The organism is Kordiimonas marina, assembly GCF_023006325.1.
Classification (GTDB): Bacteria; Pseudomonadota; Alphaproteobacteria; order Sphingomonadales; family Kordiimonadaceae; genus Kordiimonas; species Kordiimonas marina.
Map to the genome: position 1 here is coordinate 1 of NZ_JAINDF010000004.1, position 26,313 is coordinate 26,313.

General features: G+C 61.3%; 17 protein-coding genes. 3 read left to right on the forward strand and 14 right to left on the reverse strand.

Annotated features, from left to right (window positions below):
- On the reverse strand, positions 1-2,825 hold a 2,825-nt coding region (locus K6118_RS09415), incomplete at its 3' end, for a DUF4347 domain-containing protein (protein WP_247120095.1).
- Positions 2,826-3,073: 248 nt separating this feature from the next.
- Between K6118_RS09415 and K6118_RS09420 the strand changes: the two genes are divergently transcribed.
- The 3 genes from K6118_RS09420 (at position 3,074) to K6118_RS17625 (ending at position 6,133) form a co-directional block, all read left to right on the forward strand.
- A complete protein-coding gene (locus K6118_RS09420; protein WP_247120096.1) occupies positions 3,074-3,751 on the forward strand; it encodes a response regulator in 678 nt (225 codons plus the stop codon).
- 29 nt (positions 3,752-3,780) lie between these two features.
- Complete coding sequence (locus K6118_RS09425; protein WP_247120097.1) at positions 3,781-5,553, forward strand: sensor histidine kinase; 1,773 nt, start codon at positions 3,781-3,783, stop codon at positions 5,551-5,553.
- 331 nt (positions 5,554-5,884) lie between these two features.
- Complete coding sequence (locus tag K6118_RS17625) at positions 5,885-6,133, forward strand: hypothetical protein (RefSeq protein ID WP_247120098.1); 249 nt, start codon at positions 5,885-5,887, stop codon at positions 6,131-6,133.
- Positions 6,134-6,355: 222 nt separating this feature from the next.
- Here K6118_RS17625 and K6118_RS09435 read toward each other — a convergent pair whose 3' ends face one another.
- The 13 genes from K6118_RS09435 to K6118_RS09495 all read right to left on the reverse strand — a co-directional run bounded on the left by K6118_RS09435 (position 6,356) and on the right by K6118_RS09495 (position 26,311).
- Positions 6,356-10,333 carry an eCIS core domain-containing protein gene (locus tag K6118_RS09435; RefSeq protein WP_247120099.1) on the reverse strand — a complete coding sequence of 1,326 codons (3,978 nt, stop codon included), beginning with the start codon at positions 10,331-10,333 and terminating at the stop codon, positions 6,356-6,358.
- A 6-nt stretch (positions 10,334-10,339) separates the two neighbouring features.
- Positions 10,340-11,734, reverse strand: a complete 1,395-nt coding sequence (locus K6118_RS09440; protein ID WP_247120100.1) for an eCIS core domain-containing protein — start codon at positions 11,732-11,734, stop codon at positions 10,340-10,342.
- Between the two features lie 4 nt (positions 11,735-11,738).
- Positions 11,739-15,347, reverse strand: coding sequence for a hypothetical protein (locus tag K6118_RS09445; protein ID WP_247120101.1), 3,609 nt, complete (start codon positions 15,345-15,347; stop codon positions 11,739-11,741).
- 93 nt (positions 15,348-15,440) lie between these two features.
- A complete protein-coding gene (locus tag K6118_RS09450; protein WP_247120102.1) occupies positions 15,441-17,129 on the reverse strand; it encodes a hypothetical protein in 1,689 nt (562 codons plus the stop codon).
- Positions 17,126-20,134 carry a baseplate J/gp47 family protein gene (locus K6118_RS09455; protein WP_247120103.1) on the reverse strand — a complete coding sequence of 1,003 codons (3,009 nt, stop codon included), beginning with the start codon at positions 20,132-20,134 and terminating at the stop codon, positions 17,126-17,128. The genes K6118_RS09450 and K6118_RS09455 overlap by 4 nt, the downstream gene beginning before the upstream one ends.
- Complete coding sequence (locus K6118_RS09460) at positions 20,131-21,330, reverse strand: baseplate J/gp47 family protein (protein ID WP_247120104.1); 1,200 nt, start codon at positions 21,328-21,330, stop codon at positions 20,131-20,133. Before K6118_RS09460 ends, K6118_RS09455 begins: the two co-directional genes overlap by 4 nt.
- 2 nt (positions 21,331-21,332) lie before the next feature.
- Positions 21,333-21,731 (reverse strand): GPW/gp25 family protein, encoded by a 399-nt coding sequence (locus K6118_RS09465; RefSeq protein ID WP_247120105.1) that lies wholly within the window; start codon positions 21,729-21,731, stop codon positions 21,333-21,335.
- Positions 21,728-22,546 carry a phage baseplate assembly protein V gene (locus tag K6118_RS09470; protein ID WP_247120106.1) on the reverse strand — a complete coding sequence of 273 codons (819 nt, stop codon included), beginning with the start codon at positions 22,544-22,546 and terminating at the stop codon, positions 21,728-21,730. The genes K6118_RS09465 and K6118_RS09470 overlap by 4 nt, the downstream gene beginning before the upstream one ends.
- Positions 22,547-22,564: 18 nt before the next feature.
- Complete coding sequence (locus K6118_RS09475) at positions 22,565-23,734, reverse strand: phage late control D family protein (protein WP_247120107.1); 1,170 nt, start codon at positions 23,732-23,734, stop codon at positions 22,565-22,567.
- A complete protein-coding gene (locus tag K6118_RS09480; protein ID WP_247120108.1) occupies positions 23,735-24,073 on the reverse strand; it encodes a LysM peptidoglycan-binding domain-containing protein in 339 nt (112 codons plus the stop codon).
- A gap of 6 nt (positions 24,074-24,079) precedes the next feature.
- Positions 24,080-24,712 (reverse strand): hypothetical protein, encoded by a 633-nt coding sequence (locus tag K6118_RS09485; RefSeq protein ID WP_247120109.1) that lies wholly within the window; start codon positions 24,710-24,712, stop codon positions 24,080-24,082.
- Positions 24,702-24,926 (reverse strand): hypothetical protein, encoded by a 225-nt coding sequence (locus K6118_RS09490; protein WP_247120110.1) that lies wholly within the window; start codon positions 24,924-24,926, stop codon positions 24,702-24,704. Before K6118_RS09490 ends, K6118_RS09485 begins: the two co-directional genes overlap by 11 nt.
- Positions 24,923-26,311, reverse strand: a complete 1,389-nt coding sequence (locus K6118_RS09495) for an ATP-binding protein (protein WP_247120111.1) — start codon at positions 26,309-26,311, stop codon at positions 24,923-24,925. The genes K6118_RS09490 and K6118_RS09495 overlap by 4 nt, the downstream gene beginning before the upstream one ends.
- Positions 26,312-26,313 lie beyond the last annotated feature (2 nt).

Consider the following 26,313-nt stretch of genomic DNA (forward strand, 5'->3'; position numbering starts at 1 on the left):
ACCGCGGCATCGTTGACGCCATTGATGGTGAAGACGATATCCTGCGTCGTGCCATCCGCCGACGAGACGGTGAAGGTGTCACCGAGTGTGTCGCCCGCAGCCAGTGACTGAACACCGGACAAGGTTTCATTGAGGTCATAGACCCAGTCACCATTGGAGGCGATCGTCAGGCTGCCGTAACTGCCCGCAATCGTATCCGCGGTGAAGCTGCTTTGGCCGGCATCGGGGTCCGTCACCGTCGCGGCGCCGCCCAGCGTGCTGGTGTCCTCGCTGAGACTGCCTGTCAGGGCACCACCAAAGGTCGCCGCCGTATTGTGGAGGGCCACCGTGATGGTGGACGTGAGAGACAGGCTGGAGGTATCGATACCACCGTTGGTGATGCCGCCACTGTCGGTGACGCTGGTGAGCGTGACCACCCGGTTCGAGCCGGTGGTCGGGCTTGTCGCGGTGTTGTTGTAGCTCAGGCTGTTGATCAGGGTCTGGAAATCGGCTTCCGAGACCGCGCCACCGGTGACCGTCACGGTGGCGGTGCCAGTGATGACAGACACCGAATAGCTGAGGCCATTGGTCGCGCTCGTGCCCGTAGTGCCATCGGTCAGGGTGACCGAACTGCCGTCGAGCCCGAGAATTTCGTTTGCCCCGTCGGTCAGGTTGCTGACGGTGAGCGTGAAGCCAGTGAGGGTTTGGCCGGTTTCAATGGTCGAAGCGGCCGCGCCGGTGAACAGGGTTGCCGCCGAGCCTACGATTTCGGTCGGGTTGGCGCCAGTCGCGGTCAGGGTCGGCGCATCGTTGACGCCGGTGACATTGATCACGGCGTTTCCGGAATCATAGACCAATGTGTCCACGCCGCCATTGGTGGTGCCGCCACTGTCGGTGAAGGTTCCGATGGTGATGGTCCGGCTACCGGACGTCCAGTTATCACCAGCATGGCTGTAGGACGCCGTCGCCTTGATGTCGTTAATGAAGGCCGAGGTCGACAAGGCGCCATTGGTGAAGGTGACGGTCGTGGTCGTACCCGACACCGTCACCGCATAGGTCAGATTGTTGGTGCTGGTTGTGCCGCTAACGCCATCCGCCAGCCCAATGCTGGTGCCGTCGACGGTAAGTTGCTCATCGACGCCATCCTGCACCCCAACCACCTTGAAACTAAAGCCGGAGATGGTTTGCCCGGCTTCAACGGTCGAAGCCGAGGTGGGACCTGTACGCGTGCCCCAGATCGTGTGGGCGGAGGTTCCCTCCACCATCGCGTAGGACCGCGGCGTCCGCGCGGCGTTCAGCGTCGGCATGTCATTCACATCGGTGATATCGACGGCCAATGAGCCAATATTGACGTTGGTGCCGCCGCCGGTGCCGGTGTTACCATTGTCGAACAAAGCGAGGTAAATGGTGTCGCTCGCTGTGCCGCTGACGTTATAGGCCCCCGTGTAGGTAATAGCGTTTACAGGGTTGTGGAGGTAGCTGTTGAGGTCGCTGACAGTACCGGTGAACGTGTACCAACCGGAGCTCGGATTAGCGACCGTCACCCCACCACTGGTCGCAGCAGTGATAGTGCCGCCGTTTGCGACCGATAGGAGCAAGCCGACGCTGCCCGTGCCGGCGTCGACGTCGCTCACCACCACCGACGACAGGTCGATAGTGGCCGTCCCTTCCTCAAGAAGCGATAGGCCGGTCGGCAGGCTACCGGTGTTTGTGGGATCGTCATTGACCGCGTTGATGGTGACCGTCGTCGAACCGGTTATCGTGGTCACGGCTGTACCTGCGGTGGCCGCATCAGTGAAGTTCCAGTCGAGAGGGGCGCTGGCGTCCGGCGCGTCGCTGGTGTTCTGATACTGGATATGCTGCAGCACATCGTTTGCAAGTGCCGTGGAGGCCGTTGTCCCCGACGAGGTGAAATCGATGGTGAGCGTGCCTGCGGTTACGCTGAAGGTCGCGAACGTCTGGCCGCCCGACTGCAGGTTAGATCCGGACACGCTGAAGGATCCGCCCACGGTATCAAAGCCAAAACTGTCGTCGGTGTTGGCGCCACCAACGCGCGCGATGGTCAGGACCGCGCCGGCATAATCACCATTACCTCCACCAAGCGCATCAAGGTCGGCATCCGAAACCGTGACATTGCTGTCCAACGTAACCGGGCTGCCGTTTTCGGTGAAGGTCGGCGTGCCATCAAGCCCGGTGAATAGCGGTGCGGTGAGAATGCCCGGAAAGGCGGCCTGGGCCGTCGCGGAAATTGCGGCGGCGCTTTCGATATGCCCCACCGTCACTTCAAGACGCCAGTCTCCCCCTAATGCGGCTGCCCCCGTGGGGCTGGCGGAAGCTGCAACATCAGCCCCCGTCACCGCCGCCAGCGCATCCAGGAAAGCAAGCCCTGAAGCCCCCGCGCCGACATGGCAGCCATAAAGCAGAATATCGCCCCCGGCCGCCATCCTGGCGCCGATGGCGGTCAAGGCCCCGTTGTGGTCCGCCAGGGTTTCCTGGTTGAGGCTGTCGGCGCCCAGAACAACCTGGCCGGCCGTACCGTGAGACAGGATCGCGAGCGACGCGATATCGCTGCGGCCGTCCAGCGCGGCGGCTATGTCCGCAAGGCCCTGGTCGGCGCCGAGGAGAATAACCTCTGCCTCATTGTCGACACCGGCGAGCAGGGTTTCATAATCGTCAACCGATGTGTCTATGACGACGATCGCGGGTCCGGGCACAGCCTTGGGGGAAGCCCCTGGACCCCTATCTGGCCCGCCCGCGATGTGAGATGCGCTCTCGGGCGCGACGGAGGCAAGGTCCGCAGGAGACATGGCTGCCCCGGCAAGGAATTGACGCAGCCCATAAGCCATTTTGTTCTCCAACGCGTTCACTCAACCGCGGGATAACGATGGCAGGAACACCTCGTCACATTGGCGGGACTGGTTACCAAATTGTTCTCAAACAATTTTTTGAAACGGTTCATTTTTCTATAGTTGCGCAGGAGGGGATACCCGCCAATACCATGGACACGGTATTGACCCCACTTGCCCTTCTCCGATAGCCTGCAGGGTACGCATTGACGCTCTGGATGACGTTCCACGCAAATAAGGACACCCGCTTGCCCCCCGCTGACCAATCAAAACTCTCGGTTCTGGTGGTGGAGGATTGCGAGCCGGTCGCTGAGCGGCTTGCCTCTATCCTGCATGGCTGGTCCCGTGTCGAGACGGTTGCCGTCTGCTATACGCTGGCTGAGGCATTTGCCGAAATCGCAACAGGCCGGACCGATATCGCGCTCGTTGATCTGGACCTGCCAGACGGCAGCGGCATATCGGCAATCCGGGCCTTGCGGCGCCGGACCCCGGACGCCCACTCCATCATTCTGTCGGCCCTGAGCGACAGCCATGTCGTTGTTGACGCCATCGCCGCCGGCGCAACCGGCTATGTTCTGAAGGACGACGAGTCCATCGGCGTGATTGCCGCGATCACCTCGGTGCTTGAGGGCAAATCGCCGATGTCCGCCACCATCGCCCGCCTGATGGTGGCCCAGATACAGAGCCGGTCACAGCCTGCCGGTACCGAGGCGTCGGCCCCGGACAGCAGCCTCCTGACCGCGCGCGAACATGAAGTGCTGAGTGCGATTGCCAGGGGCTTCTCCTACAAGGAGGTAGCCAACATCCTCGGCATTTCGGCGCAGACCGTACCCGTGCATGTCCGCAACATCTATCGTAAGCTGGAAAGCTCAAACCGTGCAGAAGCGGTTTACGAAGCGCAGGTTCGTGGTATCCTTAAAGTATGACCCTTTTATCGGCGCCACGCACCTCTCCCGTGACTACCCTGTTTGTCGTTATGGGAGTGAGCCTGCTCGCCCTTGTGATGGCTATTTCCCTGCCTATTGCGCTCGATGGCAAGGCCTTGCGCCTGACCGACGCGGTATTGCTGTCAGGCGCGGAAGAAACCCCGGTCAAGCTGCCGACGACATGGTTCGGCAAGAATATCCGAAAAAGCTTCCGTCTCCATTTCGAGATGCCGTCCTCGCCTGAGGAGCCGCAGGTTGTATTCGTGCCGTTTTACGATGGGCGGATCGTCGCGATGCTGGACGGACATCCCCTGCCGAACGCATCCCCCATCATCCTGCGGGTCAATCCACTTCGGCATACCACGGCGATTTTCGTCATACCGGATGCGCACGCGGGACCGGGTAAGCACAGCCTGACCCTGACGCTGGACAATCCGCTCGGCGTGCTTGGGTCCCTTTCGGATATCCGCATAGCGCCCGAAGGCGAAGCCCTGCACCAACAGGCAATGATCGACTTTGCCAACCGTGACCTGCATGTACTTCTGGTCGGCGCCCACGCCTTCGTCTGCCTGATCAGCCTGGTCCTGTTCCTGCTCAGGCCCGCAGAACGGCTGTTTCTGTGGCTGTTCTGGACCATGGCGGGCGCCAGCCTGTTTTCCATGGGCGCGCTCGGTGATACTTTCCCGATCCTCGCCGGCTTTTTCCCCTATCTGATCTGCTTCGCGCCGCTGGGCGGCTTCTTCTTGCTTGGGTTCACGCTGGAACTTCTCTCCCCTGGGGATAGCGCACGTCTCCGCCCGCGCGTGGCCATACCTGCGTTGCTTCTGCTCGGCATCGTTCAGGCGTTCAGTCCCCTCGTCTTTGAACTGGCCGCCGGGGTTTCCGTTCCGCTCTTGCTGATGACCGGATGCACCTCGGTCGTTCTCATGTGGCGCGCAAAGGACAGGCATGAGCGGAAGGAGATCCAGATCGTCCTCGCCGCCACCGTCACGGTCATGCTTGCTGTTGTCCATGATCTGTCCATGCGTCTCGGCGCCGTTCCCAGCGGGCTGTTTCTGGCGCCGTTTGCCCGGCTGTTCTTCTTGACGGCCATTGCCTATCTGATGATGAAACGGCAGGCGGATTACGCCGCCGCCCTCGATCAGTCAGCCCGCACCCTCGCGTCGAAACTGGCGGAACGCGAGGCAGACCTGCATCGTGTCTTCAAGGCCCAGCAGGTTTTTGCCGAACGCGAACTCCTCAATCAGGAACGCCAGCGCATGACCTCGGACCTGCATGACGGCGTTGCCGGGCATCTGGTGACCATCGTCACCCTGGCCGAGCATATGGCACCGTCCGACAACCGCCTTGTCAACACGGCCCGCACCGCGCTTATCGATCTTCGGCTGGTCATCGATGCGCTGTCCACCGACGACGCCGACCTCCTCTATACATTGGCCTCCTTCCGGGACCGCTGCATTGCGCCCCTCGAAACGCTGGGGCTTGAGGTCGAATGGTCGATGGTCGGCCTGCCCTCGGAGTTGAACCTCACGCCGCGCGACACCTTGCATGTGCTCAGAATTCTCCAGGAGGCCGTGAATAATGCCGTCCGGCATGGCCACCCAAGCAAGCTGACCATCTGTGGCGACACTCAGGAAAATGGCCGCCCCCGGATTGTCGTGCGCAACGTCGGCGGCACATCGCCGCAGATGGGACCGCGCGGACGCGGCCTGTCCAATATGGCAAAGCGCGCCGATGCCCTGACCGCCCGCTTCACCTTCCGCCCGCTCCCGGATGGCGCCGAGGCCGAACTCAGCTTTTGATGGAGTACCTGGGTGATTTATGGAACTCAGCCCATGTGCACCTCCAACACTGAGCAGAACAGGTTTCCGGCGCAAGCAGATACTATTTCTTTCAGCGGCGGCAAACGTCACCAATTTTGTCCATAGCATTTCAGACATTTTTAGTGTTTCTTGCGGCCCCCCACCAAAGCCGCAGCGGGCCGAAATATCTAAAAATTATGTCGCAAGCACATCACCTAGTGTGTCATTCGGACAAACTTGGTGGCACGGGACAGCCGGACAGCATGTACCCGACATAATCGTATCGCTTGCAAAGCGGATATATGGCCTCGCCTTCTGGCAAGGGCTGGCCATGAATCTGGACTGGCAGATATGTCGCCATCTTGCGGAGACGCTCACCTATAGTGAGTGCCTGCATGTCGAAAAATGGGTTCGCCATTCAGGGGCACAAGGAGGGCGGGCAATCGAGATGGTCGGGATCAAAGGCCATGTTGATTTCGTGGACCCGCCCGATATGGTGCGCCGACTGATGGCCCTTGGGGAAACGACCCATGCCGGCGGTGGTGCAGCCCTAGGCCTAGGCCGCTTTATGGTGAGCTGAACATAGAACGCCCCTACGACACTAATTTCGTCCAAAATGTTTCGGACATTTTTAGTGTCGTTTTCTTACTACTCTTGGACGGCTGGGCAGACCGGAATATGCAACCGATCTGTCGCACCCACATCATCTAGGGGTTCCTTTGGACAGAATTAATGTCGCGGGACAACTCTCGAGCACGAAACTGGCCCGGAGGTGTTCGAGACTCGGATTCTAGTAAGCCTCTCAGAACAATTGCTCGGTTTCCAGGCGGGCTTTGGCCAGGGACTGTTTCACCTGAGCGATGATCTTGCCCATATGGGCGGTCGCCGCCTGTTGTGAGGCGGGATCCTGATGACTGGGTATCTGGCCCTTCTGCTTTTCATAGGCCGCCTTCACGTGGCCCACATGGGCATCGGTACGGTCCCGAAGAACCTTTTCGATTCCGTCCGCGCGGGTGTTCCGCGCCTTCGCGAGCTTGTCGTCCCCACCATCGATTACGAAAGTGCTGATACTGTCGGCGATGGTGCCACTGGCCTTGCCCGCAAGGTCAGACTGCGAAATGGCCCCGCCTGTTGCCGACGTAATCTCGCGTGCGACCGGTTTGTAGAAGGGAATGGCATAGCCCGAGGCATCGGTATATTGCGCCATCTTGGAACCAGCCGGATACAGTTTCGCCCCCTTCACCGCGTTAAGCCTTTGCCGCCGTTTCGCACTCATGCGCTTGTTCTGCGCTTTCAAACTGGTGCGCACCTGGGTTTCCAGCCCTTCTTGTTCGTCCGGCTTCAACAGGGGCACGGCCGCCGCCATCTTCGGGTAGGCTTTGTCGATGATATGGTCGCGTTCCAGATGCTCGGTCATACCACTAAGCGTGCCGTAGGGACCGCCCACGCCTTCCTTCTCAAGAAAATTCGGTGCGCCGTTGCCCCCTTTGAACAGGAGGAGCGATGATATCTGCTCGTGATTGCGCTCTTTCTTTTCGCTTTTCTTCACCCGGCGCGCGCGGGTCCCTGCGAGGCCAAAAATTTCCGTATTGCGTGCCTTGGCTTCCTGGATGCCTTTCCGCATGTTGGATTTGATCTTCTTGGTCGCCGCCATGTCGGCATCGACCTTGGCCATCATTTCCTTTTCCTCAAGGTTCATCTGTGCCTTGAGTGAGGATTTCACATGGGCATGCGGATCATCCTTTTTCCGGGCCTGTTCGATAATCGACTTATGGTCCTTTAGGCCCTTGTCCCTGATATGGTTGTGTCGGTATACGGCCACCGCCGGCAGGTGTGGCCCGGTTTCCGAGATGCGTTTGATTTCCTTGCCGATCTGGCCGAGTGGCGGTGCATTCTGAGACTGGACAGCAGCCGACTTCCCCGCCGCACGCTCCCCTTTGCGCCGCCCGCGCGCCTGATCCTTGGCGAGTTTGGCGTTGAACTTGCCCGCCCGGTCGGACCGGTCGGACGAGCCCTGGACCTTTTTATCCTTGCGCTGTTTTGCCTTGGCAGGATCAATCAGCGGCAGGTTTTCCAGCACCGTTTTAGCGAAGCGCTTCTCGATCACATGATCCATCTCGTAGAAAGAGGTGATCGAATACGGTAACTCGTCATTGAAATCCGTCTTGCCCTTCTTGAGCAATTTGGCGTGATCGTCCTGCCGACCTTCGAAGTCCTCAAGCCTTGGCTCAGCTGCCCTGAACAAACAGTCATCGGTCTGACTCGATATCTGTGGCAGGGCATCGACAGTCTTGGCGGCGGCTTCCAACTCCAGTCCCGCCGCCTTCAGTTCTTTCTGTAACGTCTCAATCCGGCTGAGCTGGTTTTCATTCGCAGCCTCGGGCTCAACATTTTTAGCTGCCTTGTCCGTGTCGGTGTCAACCTTTTTGGTTTTGGCTTGTACCACCCTCGCCTCGGCCTTGGACTGCTCGGCGCCTTCGCCCTTGGCCTTCTTCAGCAGTTTCATTTGACGATCGTGACACGCTTCGACCGCATCGCCCGTCTTGCCTTCCCCAGACGCGATCTTGATCACGAGCTTCTTGCCCTTCTTCTCGGCGAAAATGCGGTGCTGCTTGGCACCAACCTTGAAATTCACCGACGGATATTTCCGCTTCTTGTTGACCTTGGAAATGAATTTGGAGAACAGCTTCTTGGCTTTTTTGATCAGAAAGTCGATCAGCTTGTCCATCGCCTTGGTCACCGGGGCCCGCAGTTTGGCGATAACCGCCTTTATCTTGCTGGTGATACCGGTCACCGGAATGAGCGCTGCCAGAAAGGAAATGATCGCAGGCACCGTGCGCCCGATCGTCTGTTCGACAAAGTCCGTGGCCTGTTTTACCTGCCCCCTGGCGATGGCGCCGACCGAATTGAAGATGCTTTCGCAAACATCGACAATCTGCTGGAACCGTTCGATGAAGGTGGTGATCAGATTATAGATCGACAGTACCACCTTGATGATCGCCCCCACCGGGTTCGAGAGCCCGGCAAGCCAGCCGATCCCGGCCTTGACCAGCGACGTGATGATCATCTCCGACAGGCCGCCGATCATTGTCTGCCTGAAATTGTCGATCATGGTCAGAAGCTTCTGCCAGATGCCGGTGAAGCCTTCCTTGAGGAGGATCTTCACCACCTCGACCGACTTCTCCAGCATGGTGACCATCTTCTCGCCCTTGGGGCCCAGCTTCTTCACCAGCCGGGCGCGGAAATTGGCATAAGTGAGGCCGAGGATCTGGAGCACGATCGACAAGAGCCCCTTGAAATCCAGCTTGGACGGCAGTTCGATCCCGGCGTCCGACAGCGACCCGAACAGCCAGCCCAGAAGCCCCTTCTTAAGGTGTTCCCAGATATTCAGGCCGAACTGTTTGAAGCCGCCCACCACCGCCTTGACCAGATTCTTGGCGAAACCGAGCGGGTCTTCGAGGATCAGGTTGATGGTCTGGCCCGCGCGCTGCAATATGGCCCAGACCTTTTCGGCATACGGCCCCGCCAGTTTAAGCGCCCCCCGAACGATGAATTCCAGGAGCTTCTTGGCAAGTGCGGTAACGAAGCGCACGATATCGCGCACCAGCCGCTTGACCATATTCTTGACATTGCGGGCCGCCTTGAACGGGTTCAGCGTATCCAGCGCCTCCGAAAGGTCCGACTTGATCCTGGACCAGGTCAGATTGAGCTCCCCCAGCTTGCCCTTGACCCAGTCGAATGCCTCAGTGATGACGCGGGCTTCCTTCAGCCGGTCGAAGATCACCGTGCCGCCGGGGATCAGGCCCATGAAGCCGCCCAGCAGGTTTTCCGCCGTCATCTCCACCCGGTCACCGGATATCAGCTTACGGCCAACCAGCACGGTGATCAGCGTATAGCCGGGTACGTGCCGGGCGATACTTTCCGCCTTGTTGGCAAAATAGCCACGGCGGATCACGGGGACCGGCGCGCGGGCCAGCGGCAGCACCTCCGAGCCCTTGGTCTGCTGCACCACGTGGGTCAACTCATGGGCCATGAGGCGGGTGTTGGTTTCGCTTTCGCCGTCCCCCAGCCAGATATGGTTCCGGTGCGTGAAGGCGCGGGCGCCGATCCGCCGTGCCGCCCGCCGGTCGGCCGCGCTGTCATGTAGGCGCACGTCGCCGAACGACAGACCGAAATGCGGCTCGATCCGCTGACGGACCGAGCGGGGCAACACCCGGCCTGGCCCTGGGCTTGCCACAAGGTTGGTCACATCCTGTGGTGCCGCCCCGCCCATGCGCCCGACCGTGGCACCGGTTTCGTCCCGGCGCAGAGCGGCAGCCACCGGCAACGGTGCGTCCGGGATCGGCGGCGTATCCTCCGCCGGGGGCTCACCCGAAGTGTCCTTCGGCTTGCCACTATCAAGTTCCTTGAGATCCTTGCCTTCAAGGCCTTCGGTCGTGACATTCTCGGCCGGTGCAACGGTCACGTCGGCCTGCTCGGCCGGGACCGTGCCCTCGTCAAGATCATCGAGATTGGGCTGGCCCTCGGCACTGCGCCGGGCTGGCGCCGCCTGCCCTCGGTTACTGCCATTCGGTTGAACCGGCACCGCTGGCGCCGACGAAGTCACAACACGGGCCGCCATGGCTTCTGCTTCATGCTCCGCCGGGTCATTGACTGCCCCGACCTGAAGCGCAGGCTGCAGGGTGACCGGGCGCACGACGGGCCGGTTCGGCACCCGCACAGGCAAGTGCACCGGGGCCTTCACCTTGGCCAGTACCTTCACTTTTCCCACGGCGGCCATGGTCGGTCAGACCCGGCGGTTGAACCAGGTGGCGGGGGCGCCCTGGCCGTTCCATTCACCGCCGATCGTCCGCGGGGCTTCATTCAGCTCGATCGACGTGAAGCCCTCCGGCAGACCGAGACGGTCCTGCTGGTTGGCGCTGAGCGCCGCGGTCGACTGCAGGATCCCGGCGTCGGGCACGGCACCCGCGCCAAAGGCAGCCGGCAGGTTCAGAACCGTGAACAACCTGCCGCGCATCCGCCAGTTGCCGTGTGTGCCGACCCTGAGCACCCGTGTCCACATATCGTTGATATTGCCGATGGCCGGGGTGACGTTGCCGCCATTGTTTACCTGCCAGGCTTCCCAGTAGCGCGGGGTCTGGACGACGTGGGGGGTGCCAGCCGGCACATGTTCGTTCCACACATTGTCGATCCGCTGCACGATCCAACCGTTCCGCAGGGATGTACTGAAACCTATATCCCACTGGAACCGCAAATTCTGGGCGATGGGCACATTCATCGGCGTGAAGGTCGGGCCATTCCGGGTATGCACCCGGACATAATTGTCCGACCTGAGAAGCCGGGCCAGGCGGGGCTGTCCCTCCGCCTGAAGTTCACGCACCATGGTCCGCGTGGTGGTTGGGCCAAACTTGCCGTCCTGCGACAGTCCGCGTTCGGCCTGCCACTGCAAGGTGGCGTCGATGAAATCGTCATCTATCACTGCCGGCACGTCAGAGATGCCGCCGAAGACATCCCTGATGATCCGGATGGTGAAGGGGTCCTCGAAACGGCGTTTGTTATAGTCGATAGCCCGTTGCCGCTGCCGCGGCGTCAGAACCGCAGCTACCGCGTCGGGGTGTGCCGGATCGACCGCCAGGTCGCGCCGCACCACCGGTTGCGTGCCCCTGTCGTCCTCAACCACATGCGCTAGTTCGTGGGTCAGCGTTTCCGGGTTGCGGCCCTCGCGCGCCAGTCCGATGTCGGTGCCAAGCGTGAAAGCCCGCGCCCCAAGATGGCGGGACGCCACCTCCGCCCGCCTGCCTTCATGGATACGGACAGCTGATAGATCAGCATTGAAGCGGGGTTCGTAATGTGCGCGTTCCGCCCGCGACAGGCTCCGGCCTTCCCCAAGGCTGTTGATCGCGTTCGCCGCGGCTTTGGGGGCGGGCGCCGCCGCCCTGCCCGGCGCGACCACGGGGCTGGCCCTGGCTGCCCTATGCACCATGGCAGGCGATGCTGCCGCTGCCGCCGCCGATGCGCCGCCCGCCGCCTTCTGGCTCGACACGACGCCCGAAACAGCCTGCTCGGCCACACGTTCGGCCGGGTCCCGTGCGCCGCCGACCATGACCTGCGCGCTGCGCCCACGCCGGACTGACGGTGCTTTCCGTCTTATCTTGCGCCGAATTCTACGCTTAGCGGCCATGGCATCACCCTCCGCTTCCACGTTTGACGAAGTTGTTGGTCAGCGTCTTGATTTGCGTGCCGCTCAGGCCCGACGTCCGCAACATTGTGGTCAAACGGTTGGTCGCGGTCTTATCCAAATCGCCAACACTGACAATACCATTTGCCTTCAGGGCCCGGATCGCCGCCGGGTTGCCCCGGACTACAGCTTCGACCGGCTGCTCGCGGCGCATGGTTTCAACGAAGGCGGCATGGTCTTTCTTCACACTGGCGAGCTCCCGCGTTGCCGCCGCGATATCGTTCATGTTGGCGGTCTTGATCCGCGTTATCTCGGCCAGTTCGGCTTTCGATTTGGCGATATCCGCAGCGACAGCGTCACGCTCTTTCTTCACGTCGGCGAGGTTCCGGGTCGCCGCCGTGATATCGCTCAGGTTTGCCGTCTTGAGCCGTTCGACATTGGCCAGTTCGGTTTTCGATTTGGCAAGGCTCGCGTCAAGCGCCTTGCTCTGGTCCGAGAAGGTCTTGAACTTGGTTGCAAGCCCGCTGACCTCGGTCGCGAGCGTATCCCGCAGGCCGCCCAGGCGGGTGATTTCCGCCTCTGTGCCTTTGCGCTTCGTCTCAAGCTCCTTGAGGCGTTCAGCCAGTGCATCGATTTCTGCGGTGGGCAACTCTCCAACCGCCCTGCCCGGTTCGGCCCGCGCGGGCGGTGCTGCAACGACGGCAACATCCTTCAGTTTGGTGATGAGGTCCGTGGTCTTGATCGCCTTCTCGATGCGGACAGCAGTTTCTTCCGTAGTCTCGAAGGGCAGTTTTCCACTCCCCTTCGAAATAACGACATAATCCACCGCCTTGCCACCACGCGACATAACGGCAACCTTGTCACCCGGTTCCGGTGTCTGCTTGCCCAAAACCGTATCCGACACCGCGCCGAGCTTGGTCAGCTTCGCGAGCGGATCATCGGTGCCATCAAGATCCACAGTACCGACCACATCAAAACCGTTGCCGACCAGGACTTCGGTGGCATCCTTGGGCGGTAGCCTGTCTATCACCGGTTTAGGATTGATCAACTTGCCCCCAAACAACGGCCCGATGGGGTCAGTAATACGGGGGTCGCGGCCAAGGATAATACCCGGCACCTTGATCGGCGGCCACAATGGGTTGGAATCGTCCGGCACCTTGGGCGGCTCAGGCAGTTTCGGCTCATAGATATGGTCATACCAATGATCGAGAAAATCACCGATGCCGGTATCCGGAACGTCCCGGGGATGGCAGCATCTCTCTTTGAATTCCTCATAGTAGCTGTCGATAAAGGAATGCTTGAAATAGCGGTAGGACCGCCAGGTCATCGCCTGTTTGCGGCAGCATAGCTCACACAGTTCCGCAACAGCTGAAACACCGGGGGTGAAGCGCGCCAGTTTGATACAGCCAACCGGCACGAGACGCCCCAACTTACCCGCAGCCGGCGGACAGGGCACCAGAAGATTGCGGCATTCGCAGGCTTGCCTATCCTCTTCCTCGGCGGTGGCGATGATACCGAACTTGATCGATTCAAGCTGCATCCGCCTTTTGTCCCGCACGGCACCGCGCACAGCGTTAGGGTCATATTCCCTTTCAGCCACGGCAATCATCTTTGCCACGGCCTTCTTGCGGGGTTCGTCAACCTTGGCGAAATAGTCATTGGCCAGGGTTTTATTGACTGCTTTCGCCGTTTTGCCCTCGCTTTCGGTCATGGCGACACTGCCTTCAAGCGCCTTCCGTTTCGACCAGACATCGGCCATTTTCTTGACCGTGGCGGTCTCCTTGACCTTTAGGGGACGAATAATGCCACCGAAATCGATTGGCTTACGGCCCTTGATACAGGCCTCCACCGCCTCCCTGAAGGTTGGGTCGGTCGGGCCAAACGCCTTGTCGTGCCCTGACAGGAAAATTTCCAGGGTACCATCATCCTTGGCGGCGAAAGACAGGCAGATCTCCCCCTCCCTCTCCTGCACGGCATCCAGCCTGTCCAGGATATTCCCCGGGTCGAGCGCGGCCAGATCGGCCTTACCAGCTTTCACGTCGATCAGCCGGCCTGTACGGTCCAGCATGGTACCCGCGCTCCAACTGATCAGCGTCCCCATGGGCTTAACAAGATGCGGCCTGATCCCGCAAACCACGCCCCAGTCCATCATCAGGCGCAGCACGCGGGTGAGAGACGTGTCATCCTGGATGCTGCACAGCCGCGCCAGCGCCTGTTGAACTGTGGTGGCGCCTTCGAAGCGCTTGCAGTCGTCTGGCGGGGTGAAGCCTACCTGGCTGGCGTCCAGGTCACACAGAGCATTGAGTGCTTCAGCGACATTTTCAGCATGGTCGAAGAAATCGGGACAGTCCGGGTCAAAAGAGACATGCGTCGCCGGTATGTCCGACAGGGGCGGGAAACTCAACCGCCTGACCCCGGCATCCGGCAAGACTTCCGGCTTCCCGGCGCCATCGATCAGGAAGAGGGCGCAAAAATGGTGTTCGATACCCACCGGCAAGGCACTCTTGTTCTTGGTACCCCCAACCAAGTGCACGCGCGCGTTATCCGCCGCGAACCGGCGCAACTCTATCAGCCAATAATCGCCTGCCAGCAGGTCCTTGCCGCTGAAGGCAATCTCCGCCGTGAAGGCATCTACGGTCAGCGTTGCCTTACCCGCGGCCACCGTCATCTTTCCCTTGCCGAGCGATGAGCCGCCGACGATGGTCGAATTGGTCAGGTTGACCATGGCGCAGCCGTCCCAGCGGCGCACATGGGTGTCACTGGTCTCGGTCAGCGTCGCCTTGAAGACAGGTGCCTTGGGGGTGATGCCGGGGGCGAACCGCCCGACCTGCGCTTCGGTGGTGTCCGAAAAATATTCATAAACCGCATGGTCGCGCGCGAACGCTTCCTTGACCGCGGAACCGGTCGCCGCATCCTTGAGGCGCGTCATCGTTTCAATCGCCGCCGCGTTTTCCATAGACCAGGCAAACCGCGCCTGTGTCGCCTGGCCTGCGCCATCGCGGATAACCTCAACCACCTCCAGCCGGAACAGGGCGTTGGGCACGCTCGGCAGGTTGCCTTCCACCTTGTCGGCGCAGGGGTCGCAATCGTCGATCGCGATTTCGGTATTCTTGGGCTCGACACTGACCAGGGCATCGCCCTTGCGGCGGAACACGCCCTCGCCTTTTTCAAGAAGTTCAAACGCAGCCTTGAGCGCTTCACCCCCCTCAACCGGCAACGCCTTGATCTGAGTCATCGTCCGCGTGCGGTAAGAGGTTTCGGCCCCGTGCAGGCCCGGATCGGCGAGATAGCTGTCCTGAAGGGCAAAGACAGGCCGTTCCCACAGATCGGCATAAAGAAGCGCCGGTTTGCCCGGCAATGCCGGAGCGTCAGGCAGGTCAGCCTGGTTCTGGAACAAGGCCGGCCAGCCAAGCTTGGCCTTGCGGTCCGCGGCGACGAAGCGCCCCTGTTTGCCCTGGGCCACGACCCAGCCCTGCCGCAGGGTCGGCTTTTCATTTTGAAGGCTGACCGCGCCATCACGGGCTGGCACACCCGAGTAGATGGTGACGGCATTCTGTGCCTCATCGCGTGCCTGATGCAATTGCCCGGCTTCCGTCAGGTCGGCATCGGTCACCATGCCCCCCTGAATATGGGCACTGTTGGAATACCGTTGTTCGGGTCGATGACTGAACCGAGAATTCGAGCCCTTCATGTCATTTCTCCTTCAAATTCAATCGCCGCCTGAACCCACCAGGACTGGCGGGACGAGCGTCATGAGTGGGTCATAGGCCAGGGAGATTTCCTGCCCGAGCGGCAGATAAGTTTGCAGTTTCTTGCGAAGCGCCCGGACCTGAGCCGCGAAATAGAATTCGTGATAGGCGCCCATCTCGCCTTCGTCCTCGGCGCCGGCCGAAATGGCGGCATCCGTCAGAATATCAAGGACGCCATAGCCCGCCTCACCGTAGCGCGGCAGCCTGAGCACACAGCCCTTCTTCTTGCCTTCCGGCAAATAGCGCAGGATAAAGCGGGGCCGCTTGTTGGTGTTGGTCGGGGCCTGTTTGGAGAAACAGGCCTCAAGCGCCTTGACCGCGGTGAAGCGCGAATAGCGGATGCAGCTTTCGTCCTCGGCGCACTTCAGGTTTGACGATATGACGGCAAACAGGCAGTCGGACGCCTGCAACCGCATCAGGTCCAGCTCCTCCATCACCGTGCAATAAACCAACCGCGCGAAGCGGTTCGGCCCGATGACAGACCCAAACAGGCTGGACCAGCCATAAAGCGCCGGCCGGTCTGGGTCATCGGTGCTACCGTTGCCAGTCAGAACCACTTTTTCGGCGGCACAATAGTGCAGAGACAAACGCCCGCCGGTTTGCACCTGAAGGCGCACCGGCTTGGCCGCATTGCCGCTACCGACACGGCCGGTGAAACAGATATGCCGGAACGTCACATCCGCGCCCGCCGGGATCGTCATATCCTTGCCGAGCTCGACGATGATCCGGTCGGGGGCCTCACCGTCCTCGCCCGCCACCAGCTTCAGAATGGAGCGCGGGTCAAACTGCTGCGCAGCACCAGCCTGGATGCCGAACACCGCCGGGTCAGCGACCTTCATCACACGCAGCCCCTTCTCAAACAGACCGTCAGGCGGCCGCAGATAGACCAGCGACCGGCCCGGGTGCGGACCAAGGTCCTCGTTCAGGTCTGGATCGCGAAGGTCGGGGCAGCGGGCGCTGTTGTCGGCATAGCCACCAGGGAAACAGGGCACCCCGTCTGCCGCCCGCGGTTTCCAGAATATCTCTGGCGCAATCTCAAGCGGCATACCTTTGGCATCGCGCCCAGGATAGCGCAGCCTGAACAACGGGTTGGCGCCATCAGGATCGGCGACTGCACGGTCCATAACCCTGAAATCCGGGCAGCCAAGCGGCACCGGCGTGCGCCCAAGCTGGTCATTCGGGTTTTCGACCTTCGGCACGCTGAAAGGCGGCAGGGCTGGCCGCGGGCAGGTCAGCGTCAGCCGCCAGCCTTCACGCACCATGGTTTCCGCCCCGGAAATGACATCGCCCACCTGATCGACATTGCGCAGCGTGCCCTTTGACTTCGACCACAGGACAGAATTGTTCAATTCTTCGCGTCGGCGGTCCTCATCCGGGGCGAACAGGTCGGCGCCGACAAGCTCAGCCAGATACGGGAGCAGCCAGGGCTGAATTTCATCCCCTGTTTCGGTGGCCTCGGCGAAGGCATCGGCATAGGCCTGCTCCGTGGTACGCCGGATCAGGTCCAGGACATGGCCAAAGCCCTGCAAATAGGCTTCAAGGTCACCGAGTTCGCTTGCTGTCGGATTATCCCGATAGCGGTATTCGTCCGGCAATTCACGATACAGAATGCGGCCCGCACGGCTCAGAACGTCTTCAGGGAAGCTCATCTTGCATCCTCCACCTCTACGGCCACGGCGCTGGCGGAATTGGCCACGATATGGGCGATCTGATGCAGGGTCGTATAGATTGCCGCGACCTTGCCGTCATTGACCGCAACATTGCGCGGCCACGGCCCGTCGAAGTCAGCCGGTTTCGCGTGCGTGAGGTCGGTATAGCCCTGCCCCACGAGACCGAAATCGAGTACCCGCGCAGTTTCCACACCCACCACGGTCTCCAACGCCGCGAGCACTTCGCTGATATAGACGGTCTGCCCAAAATCCCGCTTCTCAAGCGCGAAAACCTCAAACAGCCGGGCTTCAGCGGCGGCCTTGATATCGGTCTTGTTATAGACCGCAAGGTCCGAGCGCACCTTGACCACCATGCGCAGCGGCAGGCATTCGTAATTTCGGAAACTGACCCCAACCCCCGGCAGCGCCTTGGCAAGGATTCCCGGGCTGAGGTCGTCCTTCAGGTCGTCAACATCGGCACCGTTGGCCAGCGCTACCGTCAGCGACACCAGCTTTAGGGACGCCGACGTCGGCACGATTTCGGCATGAGCGCGCAAGATGGCCGAATGGCGCATCGCCAGATGCTCGAAGTCGCTGAGCGAGACCGCACGCCCGTTCGCCGAGAGCCGTTTGGGCGTGGACTCCCGCAGTTTGGACACGGGTTCCCGGTCCGCGCCGCCCGCGGTGGCGAAGGGTTGGAAAATGCCGGAGACATAGCGGTTTTTCTTCATCGGCTTGGAGAAAGACAGCGGCGGGATGGCCGAGCCAGCTGCGCCGGCGCCGACCCGGTAGCGGGTCACAATCACATTATTCTGCCCGGTCACAAGGCGGCGGCGGAAATGGATACGTAACGTGTCGTCTTCCGTCAGCGTCGTGGACCAAGACGGCGTCCCCTCTGCCGAGGGGTCGATATAATCGCGATACTCCCAGCGGACGCCGTCGACCGCGATATCCATCGCGGGCGCCACCCCGGCCTCAGCTGAGGTCGACGGGATATGGCTGATGTTTTTCACATTAAAATCAAAGCTTTGGACCCGGCGTTCGCCATCACCCGACCCCAACAGTTTCGAGCCCTTGGATTCCCCGTGTGAGACCTGCACGGTGTTCAAACAGAAGCTCAGGTCGCCGCGCGCCCATTGGCTGGCCCCCTCATAGGACATCAAGGTCAGCTCCAGGCGGTTCGGGCCGCCCGTGGCAGGACGCGCCTCCTCAACCTTGGCGGCGATCGTCTCGTCGATTTCACCCACCTGCCGCCGGATCAACAGCTTGCGGCCAGGTTTGATCAGGACGCGCGCCGCTTCAGGCACATGTTCCAGCACCAGCTTGTTCCCCGCCAACGCCGGGGCCGGATTGCGGTTATAATTTTCAATGATCATGGACAGCGTCATCGGGCCATGGAATTCGGTCTTGTCGGGGGCACCGACGGGGGCGGCATGGAACTCGACATGATATTCGCCCGACGCTACCCGAACGCCCTTGACCCTGAGCGCCTTGACCGCGTCGGTCGCCATATCGCGTGCGACGAACCAGTCACCGTCCGCCAGCCCTTTCGGCGGCTTGCCCGTGAAACTGACGACTTTGTGGGCTTTCTTCTTGCCATGCCCCTTGGATTTCGACTTTTTCGCCTTGTCTTTCGTCGGCACTACGGCTGGGCTTTCTTTGACCACCGTGCCGGAAAATTGCTTGTCCCCATCACTGAACGCATAGGCGCGACCGTGTTTGGCCTTGGAGAAGCTGAACTCCCGGAGCTCCGTGCCGCCAACAAACTCTGGGGACGTGCCGCTTTTCACCTTCACGCCGTTCGATGTCGGGGCCGCCATCTTGGTCGTGCCGGTCGCCTGCCGCTTCACCTTTTTGGCGGCGTCCAGCGCATAGGGCTGCATCAGGCGCAGTTTGACCGTCTTTTCGTCGCCCAGGTCCATATCGAGCACAAGGCCGTCGCCGGTAACCATCAGCACCTCGACAGCAGCCTTCTCCCCCTTAATCATGACCTCGACCAGATCCCCGGCCACGACAGAGCCCATGCCCTCGACCTTGACCACGACCTGACCGTTCTTCGACGTCTTTTCCCCCACACGCACGTCCGACGGCAGGGTCCAAAGCCGGGTCGAATAATGCGTGTAGGTCTTGCCGGGCTGATCGGCGAAGATGAGGTTCGCAATCCCGGCATCGGTGTCATGATTGACCGAGCGGAGGATATGGGCTTCTGCCGTCTTACCATCGGCCAGCACCATGAGATCGCCGGTGGCCAGCGTTTTATCCTTGGCGAGGAACCAGCGCGTCCCGGCCGCATTTCCGAAGGCAATCGGCGTGTTGTTCCGGTTCCAGTCTTTCGCCCGGGCAGCGTTGAGCGCCGGATGGCAGGAAACCTTCGTCAGCGTTTCGAAGATCACCGGCGCACCGCCTTCAGGCTTGGTGTATTTCATCGCCAACCCTGCTGGCACTTCAACCGCGCCAGTGTCGTCATTCAGAATGAGCCCCACCAGCGTGGTGGCTGAGGCATAGGGCGTCGGCTGGTAATTCACCATCGCGGCCAAACGGCGCAGATTGTCCCACTGGGTTGCCGTGCGCAGATACCCTTCGTTGGTATAGGCATCCAGATAGCCGAGCAGGATATGCGCAGCGCGGGCGAAAGCGCGGTTAATCTCCCACGCGTAATCACCGGTCCGGGTGTCATACTGCTTCAGGAGACGTTCCGTTCGCCGTCCCCGGGTTTCGCGCTGCGGCGGCACCACCGGCGCCAGCCGCTTCCAGGCCACCTTCTGGGCCGCGTCCGCCACATCAGGCCACTCACTGACCGGCTTGAGATAAACGTCGCGCCAATATTCCGGCAGACGCGCCTCACCGGCCACGCCGTGCAGGTAAAGCCCCAGCATGGCGATGCGCAGTTCCTCAAGCCAGACTGCCGCGTCGCCGTCGATATAGTCGAACCGGGACAGGCCCATGCGGTTCCAGCGCGTGAGATCCTTCAACATATCCGGACGGTTGGGGTGAAGTGCGCTCATCCTGCTTCCCCTCCATTGACAACGATCCGAAGCATGCCTTTTTGCGGGTTGCTGCGGTCGGACTGGCATTCGATGAATTCATCCGGCTCGATCTCAATGAGGCCGTCAGCGGACTGGTTTTCAAACCCCTTGCCGACCCGGCGGAACAGGTTGAGGCAGGCCACTGCCACGCCTTCCACGGTCATCGCGGCTTCAATAACGTCCGAGGCATAGAGAGGTTGGCCGAAGTCCAACCGGCCAATTTCGAAGAAGCCGCCCTGGTCGGCGCTGAAGACCTGCGCCAGCGCTTGCTTGAGTTCCGAACGGAAATAACCGGCCTTTGCCCGCACCGAGAGCGTGATGTTGATCGCGGCGGATTTGGCCGGTTCCAGGAACACTTCGGTGCCGATCATCCGATATTCGTCAATCACGGCACGCAGCAGACGGCGCGGGGTCAGGTTCGGGCCAATGGGCGGCAGCGGCAGGCGGCGTTCCAGATGGTAGGTGACGATTTCATTCCACAGTTCGCGCCGGATCTTGTTGGGGAAAGCCGGGTTTGGTGCCGGGTCGTCATGCAGCTTGGCATCAAGCGCGATATCGTCCTCCAGAAGCGCGGACACAAGGATTGTCTGCCAGGCACCGGTCCAGACCAGCCTGGCCCGCGCGAGCGCCACCAGCGGATGGGTTTCCAGCACCAAGGCATGGTCCGCCAGCGTGACCATACGGTGCTGTTCGGCAATCAGCCGCGGCCCGGCGGCACGTGCCGCTTCCATGGCGCCAGGATAGTCGCGCCAATAGTCTTCGACCTTCTCTTCGGGTGTTGCACCTGTGCGGCTATCGAGGATGGATTGCGGCGTCCTGAGCGCCGCGTCATAGCCAATCAGCTTGAGAAGCCGCCTGACACTTTCAGGCCGACGGGCCGTATCCAGGAACCGTTCAGCCTGAACCCTGTCGATGGCATGACTAGCCCGGTCCAGCGCCGCGGCCAGCAATTCGATGACCACCACCTCCATGTCGGCCACGGTCCAGCGCCGCCTTTCGGGGAAACGGCTGGCCAGTTCCTGCATCATGAACAGGCGGAAACTGTCGTAATCCCGGGTTGACCAGTCGAAGTCGTCTTCCACGCCCGGGATCGGCAAAGGCAGCACTGCCGTGCGCTCGCCACAGTCGGGGCAGCCGCCATCGAAAATCAGTTGGGGTTTAGCCAGTTCAGCCATGGTCACACCTTGATTTCATGGGTTTCCTCCTTCTGGAGCGCGGCGATGACATAGCGGATGCGAACCAGGAGAACTTCCGGCTCCCCCTCACCGGGTCCGACAGAGACCTGAAGGGTCTTCGGATCGACCTCGCCCGCCAGCGCTTCCGCGAGCGCGCCATAGAGGCTGTTCTGGGCATATTCCCAAAGGCTGGAGGCATTCGGCTCAAATACATGCCGACGGGCACCGAAGCCGAACTCTGGCCGGAAGACCCGTTCGCCGGGTGAGGTGAACAGTACCTGCTCCACCTGTTGCCGGATATGTTCGAACCGGGCCACCGTGGTGGCACCATCCGCGCCCATGCGGAAGGGAAAAGCCATATAGCCGACACGCGGCAATTTCGCTGTCTGTATCCGGGTCATTGTGCCGTACTCTTGATGGTCAGCGCCGCCGGGGTCAGCGGCACTACAGGCGGACCGGAGGGCCCGAACACTGTCGGATGAACATGGGAATTGAACAGGGCCAGGAAGGTGGTCCCCTTGACGATTGGTTCACCACCTGCACCGGCAACGGTAACGGAACTGCCCTCGATATTGACGACCGCGGAGGATTTAATGTCGACGCCGCTGCCGCTCATCTTGATTTCGTTGCCGGACGCATCCTTGCAGTCGATCCCCGACGATGACATCACCATGGAATTGCCGTTCGCGTCCTCGATCTGGATCTGGCCGCCTGCGGCATCCAGAACCACTTTCGACCCGGCGCTGTCGGTCAACGTGATGCCGCCGTCCTTGTCCATCACCAGTTCGGCTTCCGCCTTCGAGTGCAACGTGATCTGCTCTTCCCCCTCCTTGTCCTCAAAGGTCAGGAGATGGCCGCTTTCGGTTTTCAGGATTTTGGTTGAAGGCCCCTGATACTCGGCCGGCATCTCCGAGGCCTGACGCCAGAAGGTGGCGGCCCAGACCGGGGCAGATGGGTCACCTTCCAGAAATTCCGCCAGCACCTGTGCACCAACAGGCGGCACCCAAAGCACGCCGAAATCCGCACCGCCACCATAGGCCACGGCGGGAAGCGCCCAGTCGCTCGTCGCTTCGCCCAGCACCGACGGAATGGTCATCTTGATCCGGCCCAGCCCATCGGGGTCGTCATTATCGGCGACGAAAGCGCGATACTTGCCGTAATAGGTGGTCTGCTGTTTGCGTATCGACTTTTCAATAGTCTGGAAGGCTTCATTCATGATATTTCACTTCCTTCTTCAGAACAGGTTCGAAATCGCGGACATGGCGGACGCGAGCGGGGCGGACCCCAGTGAATCACTGTCGCCGGTGGCATTACGGATCAACTCGAAGCGCTGGCGGTAGCCTTCCGGGCTGAAGGCGTGGGTCACCTTATCGGCGTAATAAAGACCGCCATTGCGCGTGCCGGTGCCATCCACCCGCACCAGCTTGCCGGCCTTGAGCACATGGCCATAAAGCGTGCCGTCAAGCTCACCTGTCGCACGGATCTTGAAACTGTTTTCGTTGGCGGCAGCCTGCGCGCGCGCCCGTGTCACCTCTTCCGGTTCGTCACCCTCCCGGCTGATCCGACTGATAGACGGGGTACCCAGGTCTGCGCCCTCCTCCGCGGTGGCGGACGTCCCGAGAAGCGGCGCGTCCGGGGTGACAACCTCGACCACGGGGTCCGCTCCTTCCTCACGCGGTGCCAGCTCGAAGCCGACCGCATCGGGTTTCTGGGCGTCGTCGGTCAGTGACCAGCTCAGGCAGTTGGTCGCCGAACCGGCATAGATCATGATGGTTTCCTGCGCATCGCCCTCAAGGCGCATAGGGCCGAAATAAACGCCGCCTTCCGAGAAGATCAGCTCATAGCCGTTGGCTTGAGCGCGACTGTAGAGAAACTGAGCAGGCGTGCCGTCCATCGACAGCGACCGCGCCGACTGCCCATCGCCACTTGCGGGATCGACATCCAGATTGAGCGGCTCCACAAGCTCGCGCAGGATTTCAAGGTCGGTCATCGGCGCATCCTCGCCCCAGACCCGGCGCATATGCTCCCGGTTCAGCGCCACGCCGTCATCCTGCACCTCAATGACAAGCTTGGCCTCACCGCCATTCTGCGGTAGCTCCGGCTTCAGCTGCACCATATAGCCGCGGAAAATTTCCTCGACGTGGGTCTGGAAATCGGCTGACAGGACAATGGGTTGGTTGCGTCGGAAATGTCCGCTGTCCGCGGCCATCCACTCACCATCCTCGCGCCGCCGGTCATCAATCGTGATCGTGCCGGTCGCGGCTTCTGTCCGCCCGGTCATGACTTCAACACTGGCCACCATATCAGCCAAGTCGCCAATATCGTGGCGGTCGGTGCCCACTTCGATCACCAGCGACGCAGCTTGCCGGAACCCAAGGTCGAGAGAGAAAGACAAGGAAGCCATTTAACGCTGCCCCTCCCTTCTGCGCGGCACGAGGATCACCTCGCCCGTGCGTTCCCGCGCCGCACCTTCCAGCGGGAAGGCGTCAACCTTCAATAACAAGTCTTCAGGGAAGATCGCATCCGGATTGCAATCAGCCAGACGCCGCCAATCCCGCGGGTTGGCATAATAATGCTGCCCCAGACTGTCGAGCCGGTCGCCAACAGTGACGGTGTGTTCAAGAACCGGTTCAGGCTCGGCTATCGGCCGTGTACGCACGCCCAAGAAGCCCTTGCCCTTCCGGCCATCGGCGGCGTCAAAGACCGGTAGTTTCTGATAATAAGACCCTTTGAAAAAAGCCATCTTGCGTCACCCTGTCTGGAATCCGGTTGCCACATTCATCGCCGTGCTGATCGTCTGGCGCACCTTGTCCGCCAGGAAGAAGGGGTTTGAGCTTTCGATCACCTGCATGGTCAGGCTCATCGTCGCCCGGTAGGGCATGAGGTTGGGCAGATGCAGCGCCTCTTTCTGGGCGACACCGGTCAGGAACACCGGCAGCACCTGCATTCCCCAGGCGAAAACCAGTACGCTGGCGGTTTCCTGCCGCTCGAACGCCCGGGTTCCGGAAAAGCCAAGCGACGACAGCACCTTAACGCCACCTGGGCCCTGGTTCTTCGGTTCAGCCATCGAGCGCAGCGTGTCGATCTGGGGCTGAACGCCAAACTTGGTGGCGACCACATCGCCCTTGTTCATGGCGTCGGTAGCATCGAGCAGGATGTCGATGGAGAAGCTTTCAGCCTGCATCTCCACGCCCTGCGAAACCCGTGCGGTTTCAAGCGGTGACAGGAAGTCATACCCACCACGGGACCCTGGCGAATTACCGGTTCTCACCGTCACCGTGCGCGAGCGGGAAATTTCCTGCGGGTTGAACTGGAAGATCAACGCCAACGGCGGCAACGAAATCCCATATTCGAAAAGGACACCACGCGTCTCAATGGCCATGACCCTTCCCTCCCCTTGCTTTCGGCAGTGCCGCACCGACCCGCACCGCCAACGCCGGCCCGCTTTGACCGTGGCCCGGCACGGTGATGGTTCCGCCTTGGCCGCCGTTCTTCCACAGCGCTTCGGCCACCGCCTCGCCTATGCGGCGGGCATCGTGATGCGCGGTACCTTTAAGCCTGACGGGCAGGCGGACCGTAAGACGTTTCACTCTCATGACGGGTCCCCCGCTCCAGGGTCCAGATAACTGCCGAGAAAGCCGATTTCGGACTTCCTGACCTGGCGGCTACCCTTCATCAGTTCGGCCCACACCGCCCGGGCCACGAAGGCCGGGGTAATGCCGGTCTCCGCCTCAGCGGCCAGCACGGCGGCATAATGGGCAGCGTTGCTGATCGCACCGCCCGACATGCGCACGGCTGCCCCAACCGCCATGAGATCCAGCGCAGGATCACGCGGTGCGCCCTCGGGCAGCAGGCGGTCCCACAGTTCGGCCCGCGCCTTGTCATCCGGCGCCGGGAAGTCCACCACCAGTTGGAAGCGGCGCAAAAAGGCGCTGTCGACATTCGAGCGCAGGTTGGTTGTCAGAATGACAGGCCCCATATGCCGCTCGAACCGGCTGAGCATGTGACTGACCTCAAGGTTGGCATAGCGGTCACGCGCGTCGGAAATCTCTCCGCGCTTGCCTAGAAGGCCGTCGGCTTCATCGATCTGCAGGATGGCGCGGCGGCCATCGAGGCTTTCCAGAAGTGCATTGAGGTTCGCTTCGGTCTCGCCGACATATTTCGACATAATCCGCCCAAGATCGAGCGTATAAAGCGCCCAAGGGGCTTCGCCTTCCTGGCTCAGCGCACTGGCGATCACACAGGCAGCAAAGCTTTTGCCCGTGCCCGAGGCACCGGAAAACAGCGCGAGCGGACCATGAATGGCCTTGCCGCCCCAATCGCGGCGGATGCGGTCGGCATGGCGGATCCAGGCGGTGAAATCCCTCAGTTGCGCCATCGCCGTGGCAGGCAGGATCAGGTCATTCCAGGTGCCGCGCCGTGTCAGGAGATTGGCGCCTGGCGGCGGCGCCAGCTCAGCATCCCGGTTCAGCATCGCCCGGATCAGTTGCGGTGTTGGGCGGATGGTCTGGTAAGGCGTGACGCCGTCCACCCGCAAAAGGTCCGCGGTTACCAGGGGGGAGGTTGGCGCAAGTTCGGCAAAGAGGAGGTCCAGGTCCGCGCTACTGTCCAGCATCAGCAGATCCTGCAGGAGCGGCAGGCTCGGCCAGGCCGAGCCGATATGCGGCTGCAGCGAATGGAGACGCGAAGCGAAGGACGGATGCGCCACCGGCGCCAACGCCAGCACCAGAAGGTCAAGGTCAATCCGCTTCAGGGCCGCCAGTGTGGTCTGGTCAACGACTGTGGCCAGGCCCGCCCATGCACCTGCATCGCGGGCCGCCTCCACCGCCTGGGCCGCGGCATCGAAATCTCGGGCGAAGTCCTCGCCCAGCACTTGGCCGGACGACACGGCCTCAGCCAGTGTCAGTATCCTGTCGACGCGCACCCATTCGGCCTCGAACATCGCGGCGACCATATCGGCTTTTTCCGGAACAACTGTCATGC

Bases quoted from the DNA above. Each gene is read 5' to 3' on its own strand.
- K6118_RS09460 (WP_247120104.1), bottom strand. From the start codon at position 21,330: ATGGCTGAACTGGCTAAACCCCAACTGATTTTCGATGGCGGCTGCCCC.
- K6118_RS09440 (WP_247120100.1), bottom strand. From the start codon at position 11,734: ATGGCCGCTAAGCGTAGAATTCGGCGCAAGATAAGACGGAAAGCACCG.
- K6118_RS09475 (WP_247120107.1), bottom strand. From the start codon at position 23,734: ATGGCTTCCTTGTCTTTCTCTCTCGACCTTGGGTTCCGGCAAGCTGCG.
- K6118_RS09485 (WP_247120109.1), bottom strand. From the start codon at position 24,712: ATGGCCATTGAGACGCGTGGTGTCCTTTTCGAATATGGGATTTCGTTG.
- K6118_RS09495 (WP_247120111.1), bottom strand. From the start codon at position 26,311: ATGACAGTTGTTCCGGAAAAAGCCGATATGGTCGCCGCGATGTTCGAG.
- K6118_RS17625 (WP_247120098.1), top strand. From the start codon at position 5,885: ATGAATCTGGACTGGCAGATATGTCGCCATCTTGCGGAGACGCTCACC.
- K6118_RS09480 (WP_247120108.1), bottom strand. From the start codon at position 24,073: ATGGCTTTTTTCAAAGGGTCTTATTATCAGAAACTACCGGTCTTTGAC.
- K6118_RS09435 (WP_247120099.1), bottom strand. From the start codon at position 10,333: ATGGCCGCCGTGGGAAAAGTGAAGGTACTGGCCAAGGTGAAGGCCCCG.
- K6118_RS09490 (WP_247120110.1), bottom strand. From the start codon at position 24,926: ATGAGAGTGAAACGTCTTACGGTCCGCCTGCCCGTCAGGCTTAAAGGT.
- K6118_RS09455 (WP_247120103.1), bottom strand. From the start codon at position 20,134: ATGAGCGCACTTCACCCCAACCGTCCGGATATGTTGAAGGATCTCACG.
- K6118_RS09465 (WP_247120105.1), bottom strand. From the start codon at position 21,731: ATGACCCGGATACAGACAGCGAAATTGCCGCGTGTCGGCTATATGGCT.
- K6118_RS09450 (WP_247120102.1), bottom strand. From the start codon at position 17,129: ATGAGCTTCCCTGAAGACGTTCTGAGCCGTGCGGGCCGCATTCTGTAT.
- K6118_RS09470 (WP_247120106.1), bottom strand. From the start codon at position 22,546: ATGAATGAAGCCTTCCAGACTATTGAAAAGTCGATACGCAAACAGCAG.
- K6118_RS09445 (WP_247120101.1), bottom strand. From the start codon at position 15,347: ATGGTGACCGATGCCGACCTGACGGAAGCCGGGCAATTGCATCAGGCA.